This window comes from Streptococcus sp. SG1, assembly GCF_030439935.1.
Lineage (GTDB): Bacteria > Bacillota > Bacilli > Lactobacillales > Streptococcaceae > Streptococcus > Streptococcus gordonii.
Window position 1 is genome coordinate 70,880 of record NZ_JAQFJC010000002.1, and the last position, 17,087, is coordinate 87,966.

Genomic DNA, 17,087 nt, shown 5'->3' on the forward strand with positions numbered 1-17,087 from the left:
TACTCCTTATAAGAGACTTTCTACGATCGCATTTGCTCGATCGAAGTAAAAAGGCTCCCTCTGATAAACTATGCCTGTCTCCTGCGCCAAATCAACCAGAAGCTCCATAAAGTGCTGAGACGAAAAACCTGTCGTCCTGTGCAATTCTTCCTCATCAAAAGGCTTGATAAGGTGGGCAAGCGGATTGCGGACTGACTTTTCTAACTCTCTTAGTTGTCCAGCTGACTCTTTGACAGATTCAGGGAAATTCAACTGCAAAATTAATTCTGTCAAGCTAGAAGAGTTGACCGTGCTTTCCGTATGGAAATTTTGCAGGACAGGATGATCAGAATTTCGCATCTTTTCAAACTTCCAACGGTCGTAACTGGCCTCTCTAGAATTATGAATATAGCTGTCAATATCCGGCAACTGCATGCGAATCAACCGCATAAAAATCCTATAAATGGCCGGACTAACTGCTCGAACAAAGTCAATCAATTGTTCATTTCTCAATTTTGCATCTAGGTCATAAAGGTAATTAGCCAGCTGCTCGTCTGCTTCATTTTCATGGCAAAAAAGCTGAAAATCAGCTGGATTCATTCCAGTGATTTCCAACTTTAGATTCATGATAGATTGTATGTTGAGCTCTCTTCGCTCTGCTAGTGCCCTAAGAAGGCGAAGCAAGTCAGACTGGGTAGACTTTCCTGCTCGCTCAGCCAGTTTAAGGGCATAAGCATAGTCATAGCGGGAGATAGCAAAGAGAATAGCTTCTTTAGCATCTACTTTCATGCTTCAGCAATCAAGGTTTCCAAACCAACCTTCATCATATCGGTGAAGGTAGTTTGACGTTCTTCTGCAGTAGTGTCTTCATCTGGATTGACCAAACTATCAGAGATAGTCATGATAGCTAGCGCATCAACATGGTGTTGGGCAGCAAGATAGTAAAGCGCTGCTGCTTCCATTTCCACAGCCTTAACTCCCCATTTTCCAAGCTCAATATTCTTTTCAAAGTAATTTGAATAAAAGACGTCTGATGACAAGACATTCCCAACATGGGTGGTCATACCGAGATCTTTGGCAATATGATAAGCCTTGTCTAGTAAATCAAAGCTAGCAATTTGCGGAAAATCATACTGTGGCCAGTCATTACGGATGATGTTGGAGTTAGTTGCAGCTGCCTGCGCCAAAACCAATTCACGGACATGGACATCCTCATTCAAAGAACCCGCAGTTCCCACACGGATTAATTTTTTCACCCCGTAGTCAACAATCAACTCACGCGCATAGATAGAAATCGAAGGCATTCCCATCCCAGTTCCCATGACAGATACACGGTGACCTTTATAAGTACCAGTGTAACCAAACATGTTACGCACTTCGTTAAAACAAACAGCATCTTCAAGGAAGTTCTCCGCAATAAACTTAGCACGAAGAGGATCCCCCGGAAGAAGAATTTTATCAGCAATTTCACCTTGCTGAGCAGCAATATGGATAGACATAATATAAGATACCAAACCCGTCAAAAAGCGAAGGGAAAATAGGAGTTGGGCGCAGTGAGCGATGCTCGCTAGACCAACTATCTTTTTCCCACTGCTTTTAGGGTGGGTTCAATTCCTTTCTTTCTTAATTTTGATGATAAATAGGAGAATAGCTCGGGTTCAATTCAAAACCAAACTACCCTACCTTTCAATCTTTTTAGAAAAGCTTTCCGCTCGTGTTCAAATTAGAACACCTTACTCTACCTTTCTTTCTTAATTTTAAATTTAAATATGTCGCAGAACAGTTAGACCGAGTTTGACTACAAACTCAAATGCTCTGCCTTTCTGTAGTTCCTAGTTTACCAATGAATCTAAAAATGCATACAGTTTTGTATTCATTTCTTGATAATCATAAGCTCGAATGACTTCAGGATTTTGGACAAAGGTCAATTTTTGGCTTTGGTCTTCCAAGACCTCTTCACCATCCGCTGCAATTAATAGTTCAACAGCTTCTGGATCAAATTCCAAATGAGCCTGAAAGGCATAATGTTTCGGACTGAAGCGAATAATCTGACGTGGACAACCTTGACTCGTCGCAAGAACAACAGCATTCTCTGTCAGCCCAGGCATATCACCATGCCAGTGTCCGGTAATTAGAGTTGGTCCGAGAATTTTGACATGCTCGTCTTTTAAACCAGCTTCAGTTAGAGTTATTGGAAAAATACCAATCTCACGCTCTGGACTATGTTCATACTTCGCACCATAAGCAACAGATAAAAGCTGCGCACCAAGACAAACACCAACAATATAGATATCTGCAGCAATCGCTTCTTTCATAAAAGAAAGCTCAGCCTTTGGATCATAATATGGGAAGTTTTCTCTATCCTCATCGGGAGATTGAGGACCACCCATGACAATCAGAAAGTCAATCCCGTCAATTGTTTCAGGAAGAGGTTCTTTTTCGTAAACCTTTGTTGTTGTAATGTGATGACCTCGTTCCAGAGCCCATTTGAGATAAGCGCCTGGCACTTCAAATGTTTCATGCAGTACAAAATGTACCTTCATTGTTCCTTCTCCCATCTCTTTCTAATCACGTAAGACATTCCTGCCGCTAGTACAAGCGGTATTGTCAAAATCCAATCCTGACCTGTAAATCCAAGACTTAGGGCAATAGCCGTCAGAGGAGCTTGTAAGGTCGTCCCTAAAAAGACTGTTGCTCCTAATAGCATTCCTAGAGCTGGATCCAGATGAATGCCAACTACTGTCAAAAGCAAGGTCACTAAGTAGCCAGATCCAATCCCCAAGGCAAATGATGGTGTCAAGGTTCCCCCATAGGCACCATTGCGTAAGAGGAGATAAACCAGAAGCCCCTTCATTGCAAGAGCCAGTGGAAGATAGGGAACCGGCTGGCGAGATAACAAGGCTTGCGCTAGTACCTGACCATTTCCCATAAAGATAGGGAAAAAGGATACAAGGCCCCCCAGCACTAGAAAGGCTAGAGGAAGAGCCCAAAGAATCGACTCATCCTTCCGTCGTTTACGACTAGCCAACTTGGCTAGAGAACTAAAGACCAGAGCCAACGGAGTTACTATTAAAGCAATCAAGATAGCCTGCAAGAAACTGCTGGCCGACCAAGAGACTGTTGACAAGTGATAGATAGCATCATGACCAACAATGGGCCGAGCAACCCAAGTTGCCAGATAAGTACTAGTCAAAACCAGCAAAAAGTTCTGCCAACTATAGGCAAGTCCTAAGGTCTCAAAGACAAATAAACTACTAGCAAATGGAACTTGATAAACAGCTGCGAGTCCAGCACCTGCACCACAAGCGATCAATACTTTCTGATCTTTAAGAGTTAAGGAACATTCCCTAGACAAGCAACTCCCAAGAAGAGCCCCAAACTCACGTGGGGCTCCTTCTTTTCCGACAGAAGCGCCTGCCCCTACAATTGCTATCTGCATAACTGCATGAAGAATCTGGACTAAGGGCGATGGACTCACATCTCCAACCAACTCAATTTGCTTTCGAATTGACAGAATTTTATAGCGTCTCTGTAGGACATACCAAAAACATGCCGCCAAACACCCTGCCGTACACAAAACTAGGAACCTACGGACCCCACCAGCTTGTTCAAATTGTTGTAGCAAGTCCAACCTATGTTGACCAAATGCTACCCATTGTACGCCTTCTAATAGATAATGGCAGGCAATTCCAACCAGACCTGTTCCTATTCCCAATGCGACAGTCACTAGAAGCAGGCGCAATCCATATGGCAGTCTTTGGAGACGCATTTTCATAGCATTACAATTCAGCAAGAATAGCTTTAAGCAAGCCTTTGAAGTTGCCTTTGACTCGCTCAGTGACTTCTACAACTTCTTCGTGGTTAAGTTCTTCTTGGAAACCAGCAGCATAGTTAGTAATACATGAAATTCCAAGAACTTTCAAACCTGAGTGAGCTGCCACAATTACTTCTGGCACAGTAGACATGCCAACAGCATCTGCTCCCAAAGTCTTGTAAGCACGGATTTCAGCTGGTGTTTCATAAGTCGGACCAGTTACACCGATATAGACACCTTCATCAAGCTTGATACCGAGTTTTTTAGCCACTTCATGGGCAGTAGCGCGGTATTCTGGTGTGTAGGCTTTTGACATATCTGGAAAACGTGGACCAAAGTCATCCAAGTTTTCACCGATCAATGGGTTCTGACCAGTCATATTGATATGGTCAGTAATAGCCATCAATGTACCAGGTCCGAATCCGATACCTCCAGCAGCGTTGGTTACAAGAACCCCTTCACAACCAAGGACTTTCATCACGCGAACAGGGAAAGTGACAACTTCCAACGGATTTCCTTCATAGAAGTGGAAACGGCCTTGAAGCGCCAATACTTTGCGACCCGCCAAGTCTCCATAGACTAATTTACCAGCGTGGCCAACGACAGTTGAACGACCCCAGTTTGGAATCTCAGCGTAGTCTACCACTACTGCGTTTTCGATTTCTTCAGCTAATTCTCCAAGACCTGATCCAAGGATCAAACCGAACTCAGGAGCTTCAACTCCTTTACCTTTCAAATAAGCAGCTGTTTCATTGATTTTTTCTAATAATGACATTAATATTCCTCACCTATCTATTGTTTTATAAAGCAATAAACTAATTCTCAAAGGTATTTCTATTGCCTACTAGCCTATTATTACGATGCTATTTTTATTAGCTTAGTCCTGTCTTCTTACACCAATTTATCTAAGAAGCTTTCACCAATCATTGCCTTGTCCACTCCAAAGTTCTCAGCAACAGTAGCTGAAATATCGGCAAAGTGTCCAACAGGGATATGACCGTGACTACTTAAAGATTTTCCAAAAATTAAGAGAGGGATATATTCACGAGTATGGTCAGTACCAGCGTAGGTAGGGTCATTACCATGGTCAGCAGTAATCATGAGCAAGTCATCTTCACGCATATTTTCAATGATTTCAGGAATACGAGCATCAAACTCTTCCAAACAGTCGCGATAACCATGTGGATTACGACGGTGACCATAAAGAGCATCAAAGTCTACCAAGTTAGTAAATGAGAAACCTTCTTTAAAGTTTTCGTCCTTCAATGCTTTGACAAGATTATCTACCCCATGATTATTAGATTGATTGTGGCCCATGTCATGGTTGATTCCAGCTCCGTTGAAGATGTCGTTGATCTTACCAACAGAGTAAGTAGCAATTCCCGCTTCGTTAAGCTTATCAAGTACAGTTGGCTCGAATGGTGATACTGCGTAGTCATGACGGTTAGCAGTACGAGTGAAGTTTCCTGGTTCACCCACATACGGACGGGCAATGATACGTCCCAAGAGAGCAGGTCTATCTAAAGTAATAGAACGAGCATATTCACAAATGCGATAGAGTTCTTCCAATGGAATCACTTCTTCATGAGCAGCAATCTGCAATACTGGATCAGCAGAGGTATAGATAATTAGCTCGCCTGTTTCCATCTGACGAGGACCAAAGTCATCAATAACTGCTGTTCCTGAATAAGGTTTATTAGCCTCACGAATAACTTTACGTCCAGAAAACTCTTCAATCTGAGTCAAGATTTCTTCTGGGAAACCATTCCAGAAAGTATCAAATGGTTCAGTAATATTTAGTCCCATGATTTCCCAGTGGCCAGTCATCGTGTCTTTTCCAAGTGATACTTCCTCAAGTTTAGTATAATAGCCACTTGGATTTGCTTCCTGAGGAACTGTCTTCAAAGGAACACGACGTTCGATATTTCCCAGACCAATCTTAGCCATATTAGGGACTGTAAGTCCAACTGTTTTGGAAATATGTCCCAGAGTATCTGAAGCACCGTCTGGCACTCCAGCATTAACAAAGTTGTTAGCATCTGGTGCTGCACCAATACCAACTGAGTCCATAACTACTAAGTGAATACGATTAAATTTTGCCATAAGATCCTCCTTTTATTTATTAGCTTCTAAAACTTGAACACCAGCTTTTCCTGCTACAATAACCTTATCTACCATTTGGTTAAAGAGACCGTGCTCAACTACACCAACAATGTGGTCTAATTCACGGGCAAACTCAATAGGATTTTCAATCACACCCAAATCTAGGTCAATGATAAAATTCTTCATATCTGTAACAAAGCGTTGACCATCTTTCTGACGAAAGGCTGGTTTGTAACCTGCACGTTCAAAGCGACGGAAAACTTGCTCTGCACCATACTGGACAACTTCGACTGGAAGCTTAAAAGCTCCTAGCTTCTCAACCAATTTACTCTCATCAACTACCCAAATGTAGCTTTTTGTCGGTGTTGCAACGACCTTCTCCATAAGGAGAGCGCCCCCACCACCTTTAATACCATTAAAGTTTGGATCAACCTCATCTGCCCCATCAACTGTCACATCAACTAAGTCCACTTCATCAATGGATTTGAGTGGAATTCCCAAACCTTCTGCTTGCTGGCTGGTTACACTTGAAGTTGTTACTGCAATAATTTGCAGTCCTTCTTCTTTTATACGACGGCCAATTTCTTCAACAAAATAATAAGCGGTCGAACCTGTTCCAAGTCCAACTACCATACCATCTGTCACGAACTCAGCAGCCTTAATACCCGCCATCTTCTTTAGATTCTCCATTTTGACCTCCTTTGCATTTTTCAGGCGTTTGAACCGTAAAAAAAAGGTTCTTTGCCTAGCCAAAAGAATCAATCTGTTTATAGTATAGCACTATTTTATAGAACATGAAAGCATTTTCCTAATTTCTAATAATTTTTTGAAAATTGCCATAGTTAAATCAAAACCTTGCTCCCCTTTCGTTTTTGCGTTACAATTAAGGTAATTGATTTTAAAACACAAGGAAAAATACAGTATGATTACCAGAGAATTTGATACAATCGCTGCGATTTCTACTCCTCTTGGCGAAGGGGCTATCGGTATTGTCAGGTTAAGCGGGACTGACAGCTTTGCTATTGCCCAAAAAATCTTCAAAGGAAAAGATCTAAGTAAGGTAGCTAGCCACACGCTCAACTACGGCCATATTGTCGACCCTCAAAACCATGAAGTACTAGATGAAGTTATGGTCGGTGCTATGCGCTCACCCAAGACTTTTACACGCGAGGACATCATTGAAATAAACACTCACGGGGGAATTGCGGTTACTAATGAAATCCTGCAACTAGTTATCCGAGAAGGAGCTAGAATGGCAGAGCCTGGTGAGTTTACCAAGCGGGCCTTTTTGAATGGTCGAGTGGACCTGACTCAGGCTGAGGCAGTTATGGATATCATCCGCGCCAAGACCGATAAAGCCATGAACAATGCTGTCAAGCAGCTGGATGGGTCTCTCTCCAATCTTATCAACAATACTCGTCAGGAAATTCTCAACACTTTGGCTCAGGTCGAGGTCAACATTGACTATCCGGAGTACGACGATGTGGAAGAGATGACGACCCAATTGATGCGAGAGAAAACAGCTGAGTTCGAGGCTCTGCTAAGCAATCTTCTCAATACTGCAAGACGAGGTAAGATTTTACGCGAAGGCATTTCCACTGCTATCATCGGCAGACCTAATGTTGGCAAGTCCAGTCTGCTCAACAATCTCCTGCGCGAGGACAAGGCCATTGTGACTGATATCGAGGGTACGACTCGGGATGTGATTGAGGAGTATGTCAATATCAAGGGAGTACCGCTCAAGCTTATTGATACAGCAGGAATTCGGGAAACCGATGACCTTGTAGAACAAATTGGAGTTGAGCGCTCTAAAAAAGCTCTGCAGGAAGCCGACTTGGTCCTCTTAGTTCTCAATGCCAGCGAGCCTTTGACAGATCAGGACAAACAATTGCTTGAAATCAGCCAAGATAGCAATCGTATCGTCTTACTTAACAAGACTGACCTCGAAGAAAAGATTGAGCTGGACCAGCTGCCAGCAGATGCTATCAAGATTTCTGTCCTTCACAACCAAAATATCGACAAAATTGAAGAACGCATCAATCAACTCTTCTTTGAAAATGCTGGTATCGTCGAACAAGACGCCACCTACCTGTCTAACGCACGCCATATCTCCTTGATTGAAAAAGCTCTGGAAAGCCTGCAAGCCGTCAACCAAGGATTGGAAATGGGTATGCCGGTAGACCTTCTCCAAGTTGATATGACCCGTACTTGGGAAATCCTCGGTGAAATCACTGGTGACGCCGCACCAGACGAACTCATAACCCAACTCTTCAGCCAATTCTGCTTGGGTAAATAAGATTTCTATATAGGCATTAAACTCTATTTTAACAACACCTATCTATAATAAAATAAAAGGTATGATTCTTGTGTCCTACAAAGATTCATACCTTTTATTATTTATCGAAAGCTACTTAGAGAGTCTATTATAAGCTCTCCATTTAGTTCTTTATTTTAAAATCTCTTCTAGCTCTTTTTCGAGCGCTGCTTCGTCATGAAAGTTTAATATCACTTTTCTTACTTTTTGATTCTTATCGACTAGGTAAATTCCAGGAATTGATTGAACATGGAGGATATCCGCTGCTTTCTCACCTGCATCATAGTAATACGGGAAGGTATAGCCTTTCTCACTGACATACTGATCCGCTTGTTCCTTTGTTTCCTTATGAAAATCAAGCATATCCAACATGACAAAATTTATTTTATTTTTATACTTTTCGTATACTTTTTGAATTTCTGGTAGCTGTCGCTGACAATAAGGACACCAGCTAGCCCACTCTACTACCAGCATAGGCTTATCATAAAACTCTGAACTCTTCTTTAAAGCCCCTAGCTGATCTTCCATTTCAAACTCTGGCAATTGCTGACCTGTCAATACATGTTCTACAGCTGCACTTCCACTTGTCTGTGTAGAAGCTTTATCGTTCTTTTTAGTTCCAGAAAAATAAAGCATAGCAAAAACTGCCGCAACAATGACTCCTACAGTCAGAAAGGGCAACCACCATTTATCTTTTAACATTTTCTCACCTCATAATAATCCATCTCAAAATATTTAATAAATATAAGAGATTGCAGTCTATAAACGCTCAAAAAATATTGTTCTAAACTATTGAAAATATTTTTGTATAACGCGCCAGTAGTAAATTTATTATATCAGTTTCACTGTACCACATCAACAACTTTAACTTAAAAGATATACTAGAGCATTTTACAATCCATAACATCATTGTTTGAACTAATTCATCCATTAAAATGCTTGATTTATCAGAGTTTTCTCGCTTATAACTTGGCTAGTCTAAAGATATTGAGTACCATTCCCATTCTTCTCTATTTATATCTAAAACTGACTTCCATCTTCCTATCCAACTTCTTAAAAGTATTTCATTTTATAACAACTTAAAACGACATTTCAATAAGATAAGAATTTATCAAAAAAAAAGAGGTTATCCCTCTTATTTTCCTAAAATAAGCCCAGCAATTAAAGGACTGACAAAAACATACATTAAACCTGTCACTCCAATAGCCAAACCAGCCATAGCTCCCTCAACTTGACCATATTTAAAGGCCGCTCCTGTTCCGACTGCATGCCCTGTCCCCCCAAGTGCTAAGCCAATAGCAACCGGATCTTCAATTTTAAGAAGTTTTAAGATACTAGGACCCATTACACTCGTCAAAATCCCAGTAGCTACAACAACTACCAAAGTAATTGTTGTAATCCCCTGCATCTTATCCACAATACCAACTGCCATTGCAGTGGTTACTGACTTTGGAAACAAAGAAATAGCTAAGAAAAAGTCCATTCCAAAAAATTTTGCTACAAGTGCTGTAAAACTTGTATTTACCAAAACTGATAAAAAGATACCTAATAAGATACTTCTAGCGTGGTGTTTCATTAAATGGAAAGTCTTGTAAAGCGGAATCCCTAAAGCAACTGTCGAAGGTACAATCAGATTATTCAAGTATGATCCTCCGATATAATAATCCTTGTAAGAAATCCCAGTCCAAGATAAAAAGAGAATCACTAAAATTGTTGCCAGCAACAATGGGGTCGTCAAAGGATGTGGAAAACGTCTAAAAATCAACATTCCAATAAGATAAGCTAAGATAGACAAAGCCAAGCCAAACAAAGGATTAGTAACTACACTAGTCATGTCTTGCTCCCCTTTCTTCATAATCACCTTCATAACGTCTCTTAATAAACTGCACTGTATAGGCAATGACCACAACGTTCAGAACAATTGCCAAGACAACAATCAAAATGATGGGCAGGAGATATGGTGCTATGATATGAAATTTATCCATAATACCTACTGCTGCTGGCAAAAAAAGAATAGTCATATTTGCCAGTAAAAAATTACCAACCATATTTACATGACGTAGGCGTAGCCATTTGAATTCTAAAGCTAAAAATAACAAAATTAATCCGATGATGCTACCTGGAATTGGTAAGTGAAAAATAGTTGAAATTCCCTCTCCAAGTAACGAAATCGAAAAGATAATCATCAATTGTACGTATAATTTCATGAAGTCCCCTCACTTTTCTAAGTAACAGTCTACTACTTTTCAGAAAAATTTCAATATATTTTACAAAAATAAAAAGATGGAAACGAATCCATCTTTCTTCTGCATATGAGAAAGTCTAAATAGGAGTCCAATTTTAGATTTAGCCATCCAATCAGCCAAAAAATTCCAATCCTTTTAAGCCAACAAAAAAACGCCAATGGGCGCCTTATAAATATTACGGAAGACATGGGATTCGAACCCACGCACGCTTTTACACGCCTACTGCGTTTCCAACACAGCCTCTTAAGCCTCTTGAGTAATCTTCCATTTTTAAATATGGAGCCGGTGGGAGTCGAACCCACGTCCAAACATCTGCCAACACATTTGTCTACAACCATAGGCTATGTATTGTTTTAACTTGATTTTGACACATAACTCAAGCCCAAATCAAGCGAGTCTATCAATCTCTTGTAAAATCCCTAGACAAGATTCTACCGTAGCTTGCTAAAATAAGACCTGTCATCAGACACAAGCAATCCGAATCGGGTCACGCCTGCTGTTTTTTAGGCAGCTAAAGCGTAAGAAGTATTATTTTTTGCAGTTATATTTAACTGGCGTTTTACATCCGCAAGATGAGTCGCAAAATGTGCCACATAATGCCTGTCGAATCCGTAACGACCCCAAGACAATAGAATTATTATATCATATTTCAGCAAAATTGCAATTTTTTCAGATCAGATATTAATGATTTACTTTAGAAAAAAATCTCGAACCCAGTTAGATTCGAGATTAATTTTTATTTGATTCCAAGTGCAATTCTTGCGTAACGGCTCATTTTTTCAACAGTCCAAGCGGGATACCAAACTAGCTTAACTTCAACCTTAGTTACTTCTGGAATTTCTTCAAGAGCATCGTGGATTTGATCTGTCAGTAGATCAGCCAAAGGACATCCCATAGTTGTTAGAGTCATGTCGATTTCTGTCTCACCATTTTCTTCGTTGAAACGAATTTCATAGATCAATCCCAAATTGACAATATCAATCCCCAACTCAGGGTCGATTACTTGTTCCAAACTTTCAAGAATGCGGTTTTTAATGTCATCAATTTCTTCTGCTGTATATTTTTGCTCTGCCATCCTATCATCTCCTATTTAGTTCATATCTGTAGAATCAACATTTCATCATTTTTTAATCTTCAATGAAATCACGGAGTGGCTTGCTACGACTTGGGTGGCGTAGTTTACGTAGGGCTTTAGCTTCGATTTGGCGGATGCGTTCACGGGTCACATTGAAGACTTTACCAACATCTTCCAAGGTCCGCATTTTCCCATCATCCAAACCAAAACGCAGACGAAGAACATTTTCTTCACGATCTGTAAGGGTGTCTAAAACTTCATCCAGCTGCTCACGAAGAACAACACGAGTTGTATAATCAACTGGATTTTCAATTACTTCGTCTTCGATAAAGTCACCCAGATGGCTATCATCTTCCTCACCGATAGGTGTTTCCAGCGAAACTGGCTCCTGAGCAATCTTAAGAATCTCACGAACCTTATCTGGTGTCATATCCATACGCTCAGCAATCTGCTCAGGTGTTGGATCTTGACCTAATTCTTGCAAGAGATTACGTTGCTCACGAACTAGCTTGTTAATCGTTTCTACCATGTGAACTGGAATTCGGATTGTTCTAGCTTGGTCAGCGATCGCACGAGTAATGGCCTGACGGATCCACCAAGTTGCATATGTTGAAAACTTAAATCCTTTGGTATAGTCAAACTTGTCAACAGCCTTCATCAAGCCCATATTTCCTTCTTGGATCAAGTCAAGGAACTGCATGCCACGTCCAACATAACGCTTTGCAATAGAAACTACCAAGCGAAGGTTGGCTTCAGCCAAACGTTGCTTAGCCTCAGTATCCCCCTGCTCTACCAAGATTGCCAATTCTTGCTCTTCTTCGTTTGTCAAAAGTGGAACGACTCCAATTTCTTTCAAGTACATACGAACAGGATCGTTGACTTTAGCTGAATTGCTACCTAAAAGTTCTTCATCAGTCAGCTCTGCTTCTTCCTCTTCGTTGTGTAAAACACGTGCACTTGGATTCCCTTCTTTATCTGTGATAGAGATCCCTGCATCTTGGATACGTTGCAATAGATCTTCGATACCATCTGCATCTAAGGTAAAAGGAATAATCAATTTATCATTAATTTCATCATCAATTGCCGTACCAGTTTTTTTATGGTTTCGAATAAATTCTGCAACTTGTACGTCAAATGTTGTTACTTCTTTTTGTTTTGTAGCCATTCCTACTCCATTCTTCTTTTCTGAGCGATCAAGCGCTCCAGTTCTTCAATAGCCGTATCAACATCACCATTATGAGATGCTTCTCGGACTTTTTTCCCAATTATTTGATTTTCCTTACGGAGCAATTCTTTATCTCTGATAGACTCTACTTCTGCCAATTCATTATCCGCAATTTCGCTAGGTAAATCTTCTTCTAAAATACGATACCAGGCTTGCTGGACCCCATCTGATTGCTCGGACAAATCTTGTGATGTCACTTCACCATTTTCGCAAAGTATCTGGTATAGAATCTGTAATTCAGGTGTTGCAAACTGAAAATCCTCTCTCAAACGGTAATCATTCAAAACAATAGGATATTCAATCATTCGATTAAGAAGGTGATTCTCAGCTTTTACTAAACGAGACACTTGCTTAGAAAGCGGAAGATTTGTCTGAAAATGAGGCTGTTGATAAACCTGTTCTTGCTGACTCTTTCGATTACTCAAGCGACTATTGTTAACAGCCTGCTCAACTTGCTGGTAATCGAAGTCTGGTAGAAGTTCTGCCAGCATATAAATATAAGAATTTTGCGCCGTAATTGATGAGGTCTGAGCAATGATCGGAGCCATTTTCTCAACAAATTCAATCTGAGCTTGCAAATTCTCTGTATTTTCCGGTTTCAGATAGCGAATTAGAAACTCCACATCACTTATCCGAGTTTTGGTTAGCAAATGTTGTAGTTCTTCAGGAGAATTTTTTTGAACAAATTCATCTGGATCCATCTGATCTGGAATAGAGACAATCTCAACAGCCAAGTCTTTTAATTCATCCAAAGCTTTAACAGTTGCTGCCTGTCCAGCCTTATCACCATCGTAAGATAAGATGACCTTTTTACAATACTTGCTAAGATGCTGAACATGTTCATGTGTCAAGGCCGTCCCCATTGATGCAACTGCATTTTCTATTCCTGCCCGGTAAGCAGCAATGACATCCATGAAACCTTCCATCAGATAGACTTCATGACTTTTCTTTATGGTTGGTTTTGCCTTGTCCAAATGATAGAGTTCGTAACTCTTATTGAAAATAGCTGTGCTGCGACTATTTTTATACTTAGCTTGATGACCATCAGTCTGAGGAGATTCTTTCCAAATCCTTCCGGAAAATGCTACTACTTGGCCATTATCATTGGCCAAAGGAAACATGATACGATTTTGAAAAGCATCATAAACTAGATTACTTTCTGCTAGATTAAACAGACCCGAATTCATAATGGTTGCTTCATCAAATTTTCCAACCATACTCTGATAAAGATAGTTGCCCTCACTAGGGGCTAAACCAATCTGAAAATGCTTAATGATCTCATCAGTCAATCCACGTTTGTAAAGATAAGATCTGGCTTTTTCTCCCATCTTGGTCGTCATCAAGACAGCGTGATAAAATTTTGCAGCCTCAGTATGAATATCATAGAGAGCTTGATGCGGGTGTTGTCTTTTTGGTTGGGATAGATCATTTTTATCAACTGCAAGTTGAATACCCGATCGTTCAGCAATTATTTGGACAGCTTCCATAAATGAAACGCCACGATATTCTTCGATAAACTTAAAAACATCTCCCGACTTGCCGCAACCAAAACAGTGGTAAAACTGCTTATCTTCAACGACATTAAAGGAAGGTGTCTTTTCTCCATGAAATGGACATAGTCCAAGAAAGTTGCGTCCAGCCTTAGTCAGAGCAACAACTTCTCCTATGACTTCGACGATATTGACGCTGTTTTTAATATCAGAAATGATTTCTTTATCAATCACCCGACAATACCTCCAATTTACCATAGAATACTATGTTATATTTTATAATAAATTAACAAAAAAGTAAAATATCAGCTACAGATTTACAAATAAATATACTTTAAAAGATAGACATGAAAATTTAACAATCCTATAAAACCAACCACTTGCAAAAGGTTGTTATTTTCATTATAATAGAGACTGATTAAAAAAAGGAGATATTTCTATGTTAAAAGAGTTAAAAAGCTTTTTACTTCGTGGCAACGTAGTTGACCTAGCTGTTGCTGTTATCATTGGTGCTGCTTTTGGTGCAATTGTTACTTCAATAGTAAATGACATTATCACACCACTTATTTTAAACCCAGCCTTGAGCGCTGCTGGTGTAGATAAAATTGCTGAATTATCTTGGAACGGTATTGCCTATGGTAACTTCCTAAGTGCGGTTATTAACTTCCTTGTTATCGGAACAGTTCTTTTCTTCATTGTTAAGGCTGCTGAAAAAGCTCAAAGCTTCGGTAAAAAACAAGAAGAAGTTGTCGAAGAAGAACCAGCTCCAACTGAACTTGAAGTACTTCAAGAAATCAAAGCTTTGCTTGAAAAAAAATAATATAACGAAAAACCTGAAAGTATATGTTCAGGTTTTTTTATTGCATTCCTACAATAACGCAATAGCTCTTTAACAAAAAAACAGCCTAAGGGCTGTTTTTTATTTCAATTAGAATTTCTTGCGCTTACGAGCTGCTTCTGATTTACGTTTACGTTTTACAGAAGGCTTTTCATAGAATTCACGTTTGCGTGTTTCTTGAAGAGTACCAGCTTTAGTAACAGCGCGTTTGAAACGGCGAAGAGCGTCATCAAGAGATTCGTTCTTACGTACTACTGTTTTTGACATGTTTTTCACTCCCTTCAAGTTCAGAATCTAGTTAATGATATCATATTAGGGAATTCATGTCAAGTTTTTATTGAATACTATGTGTCTGTTCTTTTGAGATTTTAAAAAATTACTCTAAAATTCACTTTACAATGTTTTTTTCTTTTTAGCAGCTTTGGAAATAGTCATTGACAAAACCTTATCATAGACTAGAAACTGCTGCATGAGCTTACTATCACTTATCTCCGGTAATAAATCAATGACGTATTCCAACTTGATCAATTGCTTTTCAGCTGCTTCAATTGATGTCATTTCAACACTTTTACAGTTAGCTGAAAAAATAGCTTCAAAGAGCAATTCATAATCAAAATTAGCTGGAACCTTCATTTCCACATATCGTCTTGTCTGGCTAACAGAAGTAAAATTCATTTTTTCAAAAATCAACCAAACAAAGGAAATTGATAGGGTAAAAACGACAGCTAAAGCAACAAATCCCATCCCTGTTGTAATTCCGATGGCTGTTGCCATAAAGACTGCCAAGAGCTCTTTTGATCCTCCTGCAGCAGATCGAAAGCGAATCAAACTGAAAGTTCCTGCTACTGCAACACTGGTACCTAAATTCCCATTAACTAAGAAAATGATAATAGAAATAATAGCAGGTAACAGAGACAAAGTAATCACAAATTCTTTTGTATAAATCGTTTGACGTTTATATACCTTTGCTAAAACAATCCCTAAAATCAAGCTTGTGATCATTGAAAAAATCAGAGCTAAGGGATTAATTTTCACTTCAGCCGAGGAATAAATACTATTAAATAACTGATTGAGCATTGAGATCTCCTTAAGACTTGACTGTGTGGCTTAATCTTTCTCTTGTCTGTAGATATGCTTTGCCATATTTTGAGAAGGATTGATCTATAAGACCAAATTTATTGAGAATGTCAGCCATCCATTGAGGATATTGACCAGGGACCTTAATTTCCATAATGACTTTTCCATCTTCTAGCAAAGGCCAGCCATAGCGTCCAGAAGTCAACTCAACATCATAATCTCTATATCGAATATTTGAATCAACGGTCACACGCACCTTCTTATCCTCTAATCCTTTCATAGAATAACGATCATAGCTAATCACCATTTTGGGTTTTAAATCTAGATAGCGTTCTTGTAATGCTTCTACTTCTGCCTTCACTCGATCATCAGAAATAGTCGCATCAGCTAATCCATTTTCAATGAAATTTACAACAGAAACTGGATTAGAGACTAGGCGATACTTAAATCCTACTTCTTCAGACTTTTTCTTAATTTCTAAGAAAACTTGGCAATCATCTGTAGGTTGCTCTGCATAAGTTCTCATACGTAACTTTTCACGCCCACCTTTGCGAGCAATTGAATCTTGAATCATCTGAAAATCATCATTATCAAAATAGATATTTGTTATAGTGGATCTTGCATAGTCATCAGCAATAAAATAAGGCGCCATCTCAGCCTCTAAACGCTCTAATGTGGCCCGGTCTAAGATATACTTAGTCTCGATACGCTGAAAGTTTGTTTGAATCTTCTTTTGTTTCATGGGGATTCTCCTTTTGTTCTACAAATGTAGTTTAATGATTTAAAAGAAAGAGAGCGGCTGCTCAAATTTTAAAAATTTTATTTCTACATTTGTCGTTTATGGTTATATTCTACACTTGTAGATTTAGTTTGTCAAGAGATTTTTCAAAAAATATAAAACTCTACCCATCAAGGTTCTTATCAAA

General features: G+C 39.5%; 18 protein-coding genes, 1 tRNA gene and 1 other RNA gene. 2 read left to right on the forward strand and 18 right to left on the reverse strand.

What is annotated here, in order from left to right; genetic code table 11:
• Positions 1 to 6 precede the first annotated feature (6 nt).
• From PCY06_RS01840 to rpiA, 7 genes are all read right to left on the reverse strand, one after another.
• Positions 7 to 768, reverse strand: coding sequence for a hypothetical protein (locus PCY06_RS01840; protein ID WP_082307604.1), 762 nt, complete (start codon positions 766 to 768; stop codon positions 7 to 9).
• On the reverse strand, positions 765 to 1,478 hold the full coding sequence (gene deoD / locus PCY06_RS01845; protein ID WP_082307603.1) for a purine-nucleoside phosphorylase: 714 nt from the start codon (positions 1,476 to 1,478) through the stop codon (positions 765 to 767). The genes PCY06_RS01840 and deoD overlap by 4 nt, the downstream gene beginning before the upstream one ends.
• Positions 1,479 to 1,811: 333 nt before the next feature.
• Entirely contained in the window at positions 1,812 to 2,522 is a 711-nt protein-coding gene (locus tag PCY06_RS01850; RefSeq protein WP_012000656.1) for a GMP synthase, read from the reverse strand.
• Positions 2,519 to 3,754, reverse strand: a complete 1,236-nt coding sequence (locus PCY06_RS01855) for a chloride channel protein (RefSeq protein WP_185759687.1) — start codon at positions 3,752 to 3,754, stop codon at positions 2,519 to 2,521. The genes PCY06_RS01850 and PCY06_RS01855 overlap by 4 nt, the downstream gene beginning before the upstream one ends.
• Before the next feature lie 4 nt (positions 3,755 to 3,758).
• Entirely contained in the window at positions 3,759 to 4,568 is an 810-nt protein-coding gene (locus PCY06_RS01860) for a purine-nucleoside phosphorylase (protein WP_053794576.1), read from the reverse strand.
• A gap of 116 nt (positions 4,569 to 4,684) precedes the next feature.
• Positions 4,685 to 5,896: a phosphopentomutase gene (locus tag PCY06_RS01865; RefSeq protein WP_082307601.1), complete on the reverse strand. Its 1,212-nt coding sequence runs from the start codon at positions 5,894 to 5,896 to the stop codon at positions 4,685 to 4,687.
• A 12-nt stretch (positions 5,897 to 5,908) separates the two neighbouring features.
• The gene (gene rpiA / locus PCY06_RS01870) at positions 5,909 to 6,586 is read right to left on the reverse strand and encodes a ribose-5-phosphate isomerase RpiA (protein WP_061410659.1); all 678 of its coding nucleotides are present in this window, start codon (positions 6,584 to 6,586) and stop codon (positions 5,909 to 5,911) included.
• A 232-nt stretch (positions 6,587 to 6,818) separates the two neighbouring features.
• Here rpiA and mnmE point away from each other — a divergent pair, with 232 nt between their 5' ends.
• Positions 6,819 to 8,192 (forward strand): tRNA uridine-5-carboxymethylaminomethyl(34) synthesis GTPase MnmE, encoded by a 1,374-nt coding sequence (mnmE, locus tag PCY06_RS01875; protein ID WP_082307600.1) that lies wholly within the window; start codon positions 6,819 to 6,821, stop codon positions 8,190 to 8,192.
• Positions 8,193 to 8,342: 150 nt separating this feature from the next.
• On the opposite strand, the gene PCY06_RS01880 is transcribed toward mnmE, so the two are convergent.
• From PCY06_RS01880 to dnaG, 8 genes are all read right to left on the reverse strand, one after another.
• Positions 8,343 to 8,912 (reverse strand): TlpA disulfide reductase family protein, encoded by a 570-nt coding sequence (locus tag PCY06_RS01880; RefSeq protein ID WP_008809212.1) that lies wholly within the window; start codon positions 8,910 to 8,912, stop codon positions 8,343 to 8,345.
• A gap of 433 nt (positions 8,913 to 9,345) precedes the next feature.
• Positions 9,346 to 10,044, reverse strand: a complete 699-nt coding sequence (locus PCY06_RS01885; protein ID WP_008809213.1) for an LrgB family protein — start codon at positions 10,042 to 10,044, stop codon at positions 9,346 to 9,348.
• Complete coding sequence (locus PCY06_RS01890) at positions 10,037 to 10,417, reverse strand: CidA/LrgA family protein (RefSeq protein WP_008809214.1); 381 nt, start codon at positions 10,415 to 10,417, stop codon at positions 10,037 to 10,039. Before PCY06_RS01890 ends, PCY06_RS01885 begins: the two co-directional genes overlap by 8 nt.
• A gap of 217 nt (positions 10,418 to 10,634) precedes the next feature.
• Positions 10,635 to 10,722 (reverse strand) — tRNA-Ser (locus PCY06_RS01895).
• An 8-nt stretch (positions 10,723 to 10,730) separates the two neighbouring features.
• Positions 10,731 to 11,078: a transfer-messenger RNA gene (ssrA, locus tag PCY06_RS01900) on the reverse strand.
• Between the two features lie 114 nt (positions 11,079 to 11,192).
• Complete coding sequence (locus PCY06_RS01905) at positions 11,193 to 11,531, reverse strand: metal-sulfur cluster assembly factor (RefSeq protein WP_008809215.1); 339 nt, start codon at positions 11,529 to 11,531, stop codon at positions 11,193 to 11,195.
• Positions 11,532 to 11,583: 52 nt separating this feature from the next.
• Complete coding sequence (rpoD, locus tag PCY06_RS01910) at positions 11,584 to 12,696, reverse strand: RNA polymerase sigma factor RpoD (protein ID WP_008809216.1); 1,113 nt, start codon at positions 12,694 to 12,696, stop codon at positions 11,584 to 11,586.
• A 2-nt stretch (positions 12,697 to 12,698) separates the two neighbouring features.
• A complete protein-coding gene (gene dnaG / locus PCY06_RS01915) occupies positions 12,699 to 14,480 on the reverse strand; it encodes a DNA primase (protein ID WP_020992610.1) in 1,782 nt (593 codons plus the stop codon).
• A 205-nt stretch (positions 14,481 to 14,685) separates the two neighbouring features.
• On the opposite strand from dnaG, the gene mscL reads away from it, so the two are divergent.
• Positions 14,686 to 15,066 (forward strand): large conductance mechanosensitive channel protein MscL, encoded by a 381-nt coding sequence (gene mscL, locus PCY06_RS01920; RefSeq protein WP_008809218.1) that lies wholly within the window; start codon positions 14,686 to 14,688, stop codon positions 15,064 to 15,066.
• Between the two features lie 108 nt (positions 15,067 to 15,174).
• Here the strand turns inward: mscL and rpsU are convergent, their stop codons facing one another.
• From rpsU to PCY06_RS01935, 3 genes are all read right to left on the reverse strand, one after another.
• On the reverse strand, positions 15,175 to 15,351 hold the full coding sequence (gene rpsU, locus PCY06_RS01925; RefSeq protein WP_000048054.1) for a 30S ribosomal protein S21: 177 nt from the start codon (positions 15,349 to 15,351) through the stop codon (positions 15,175 to 15,177).
• 126 nt (positions 15,352 to 15,477) lie between these two features.
• Entirely contained in the window at positions 15,478 to 16,161 is a 684-nt protein-coding gene (locus PCY06_RS01930) for a DUF4956 domain-containing protein (RefSeq protein ID WP_008809220.1), read from the reverse strand.
• A gap of 10 nt (positions 16,162 to 16,171) precedes the next feature.
• Positions 16,172 to 16,903 (reverse strand): polyphosphate polymerase domain-containing protein, encoded by a 732-nt coding sequence (locus PCY06_RS01935; RefSeq protein ID WP_008809221.1) that lies wholly within the window; start codon positions 16,901 to 16,903, stop codon positions 16,172 to 16,174.
• Positions 16,904 to 17,087: the final 184 nt, after the last annotated feature.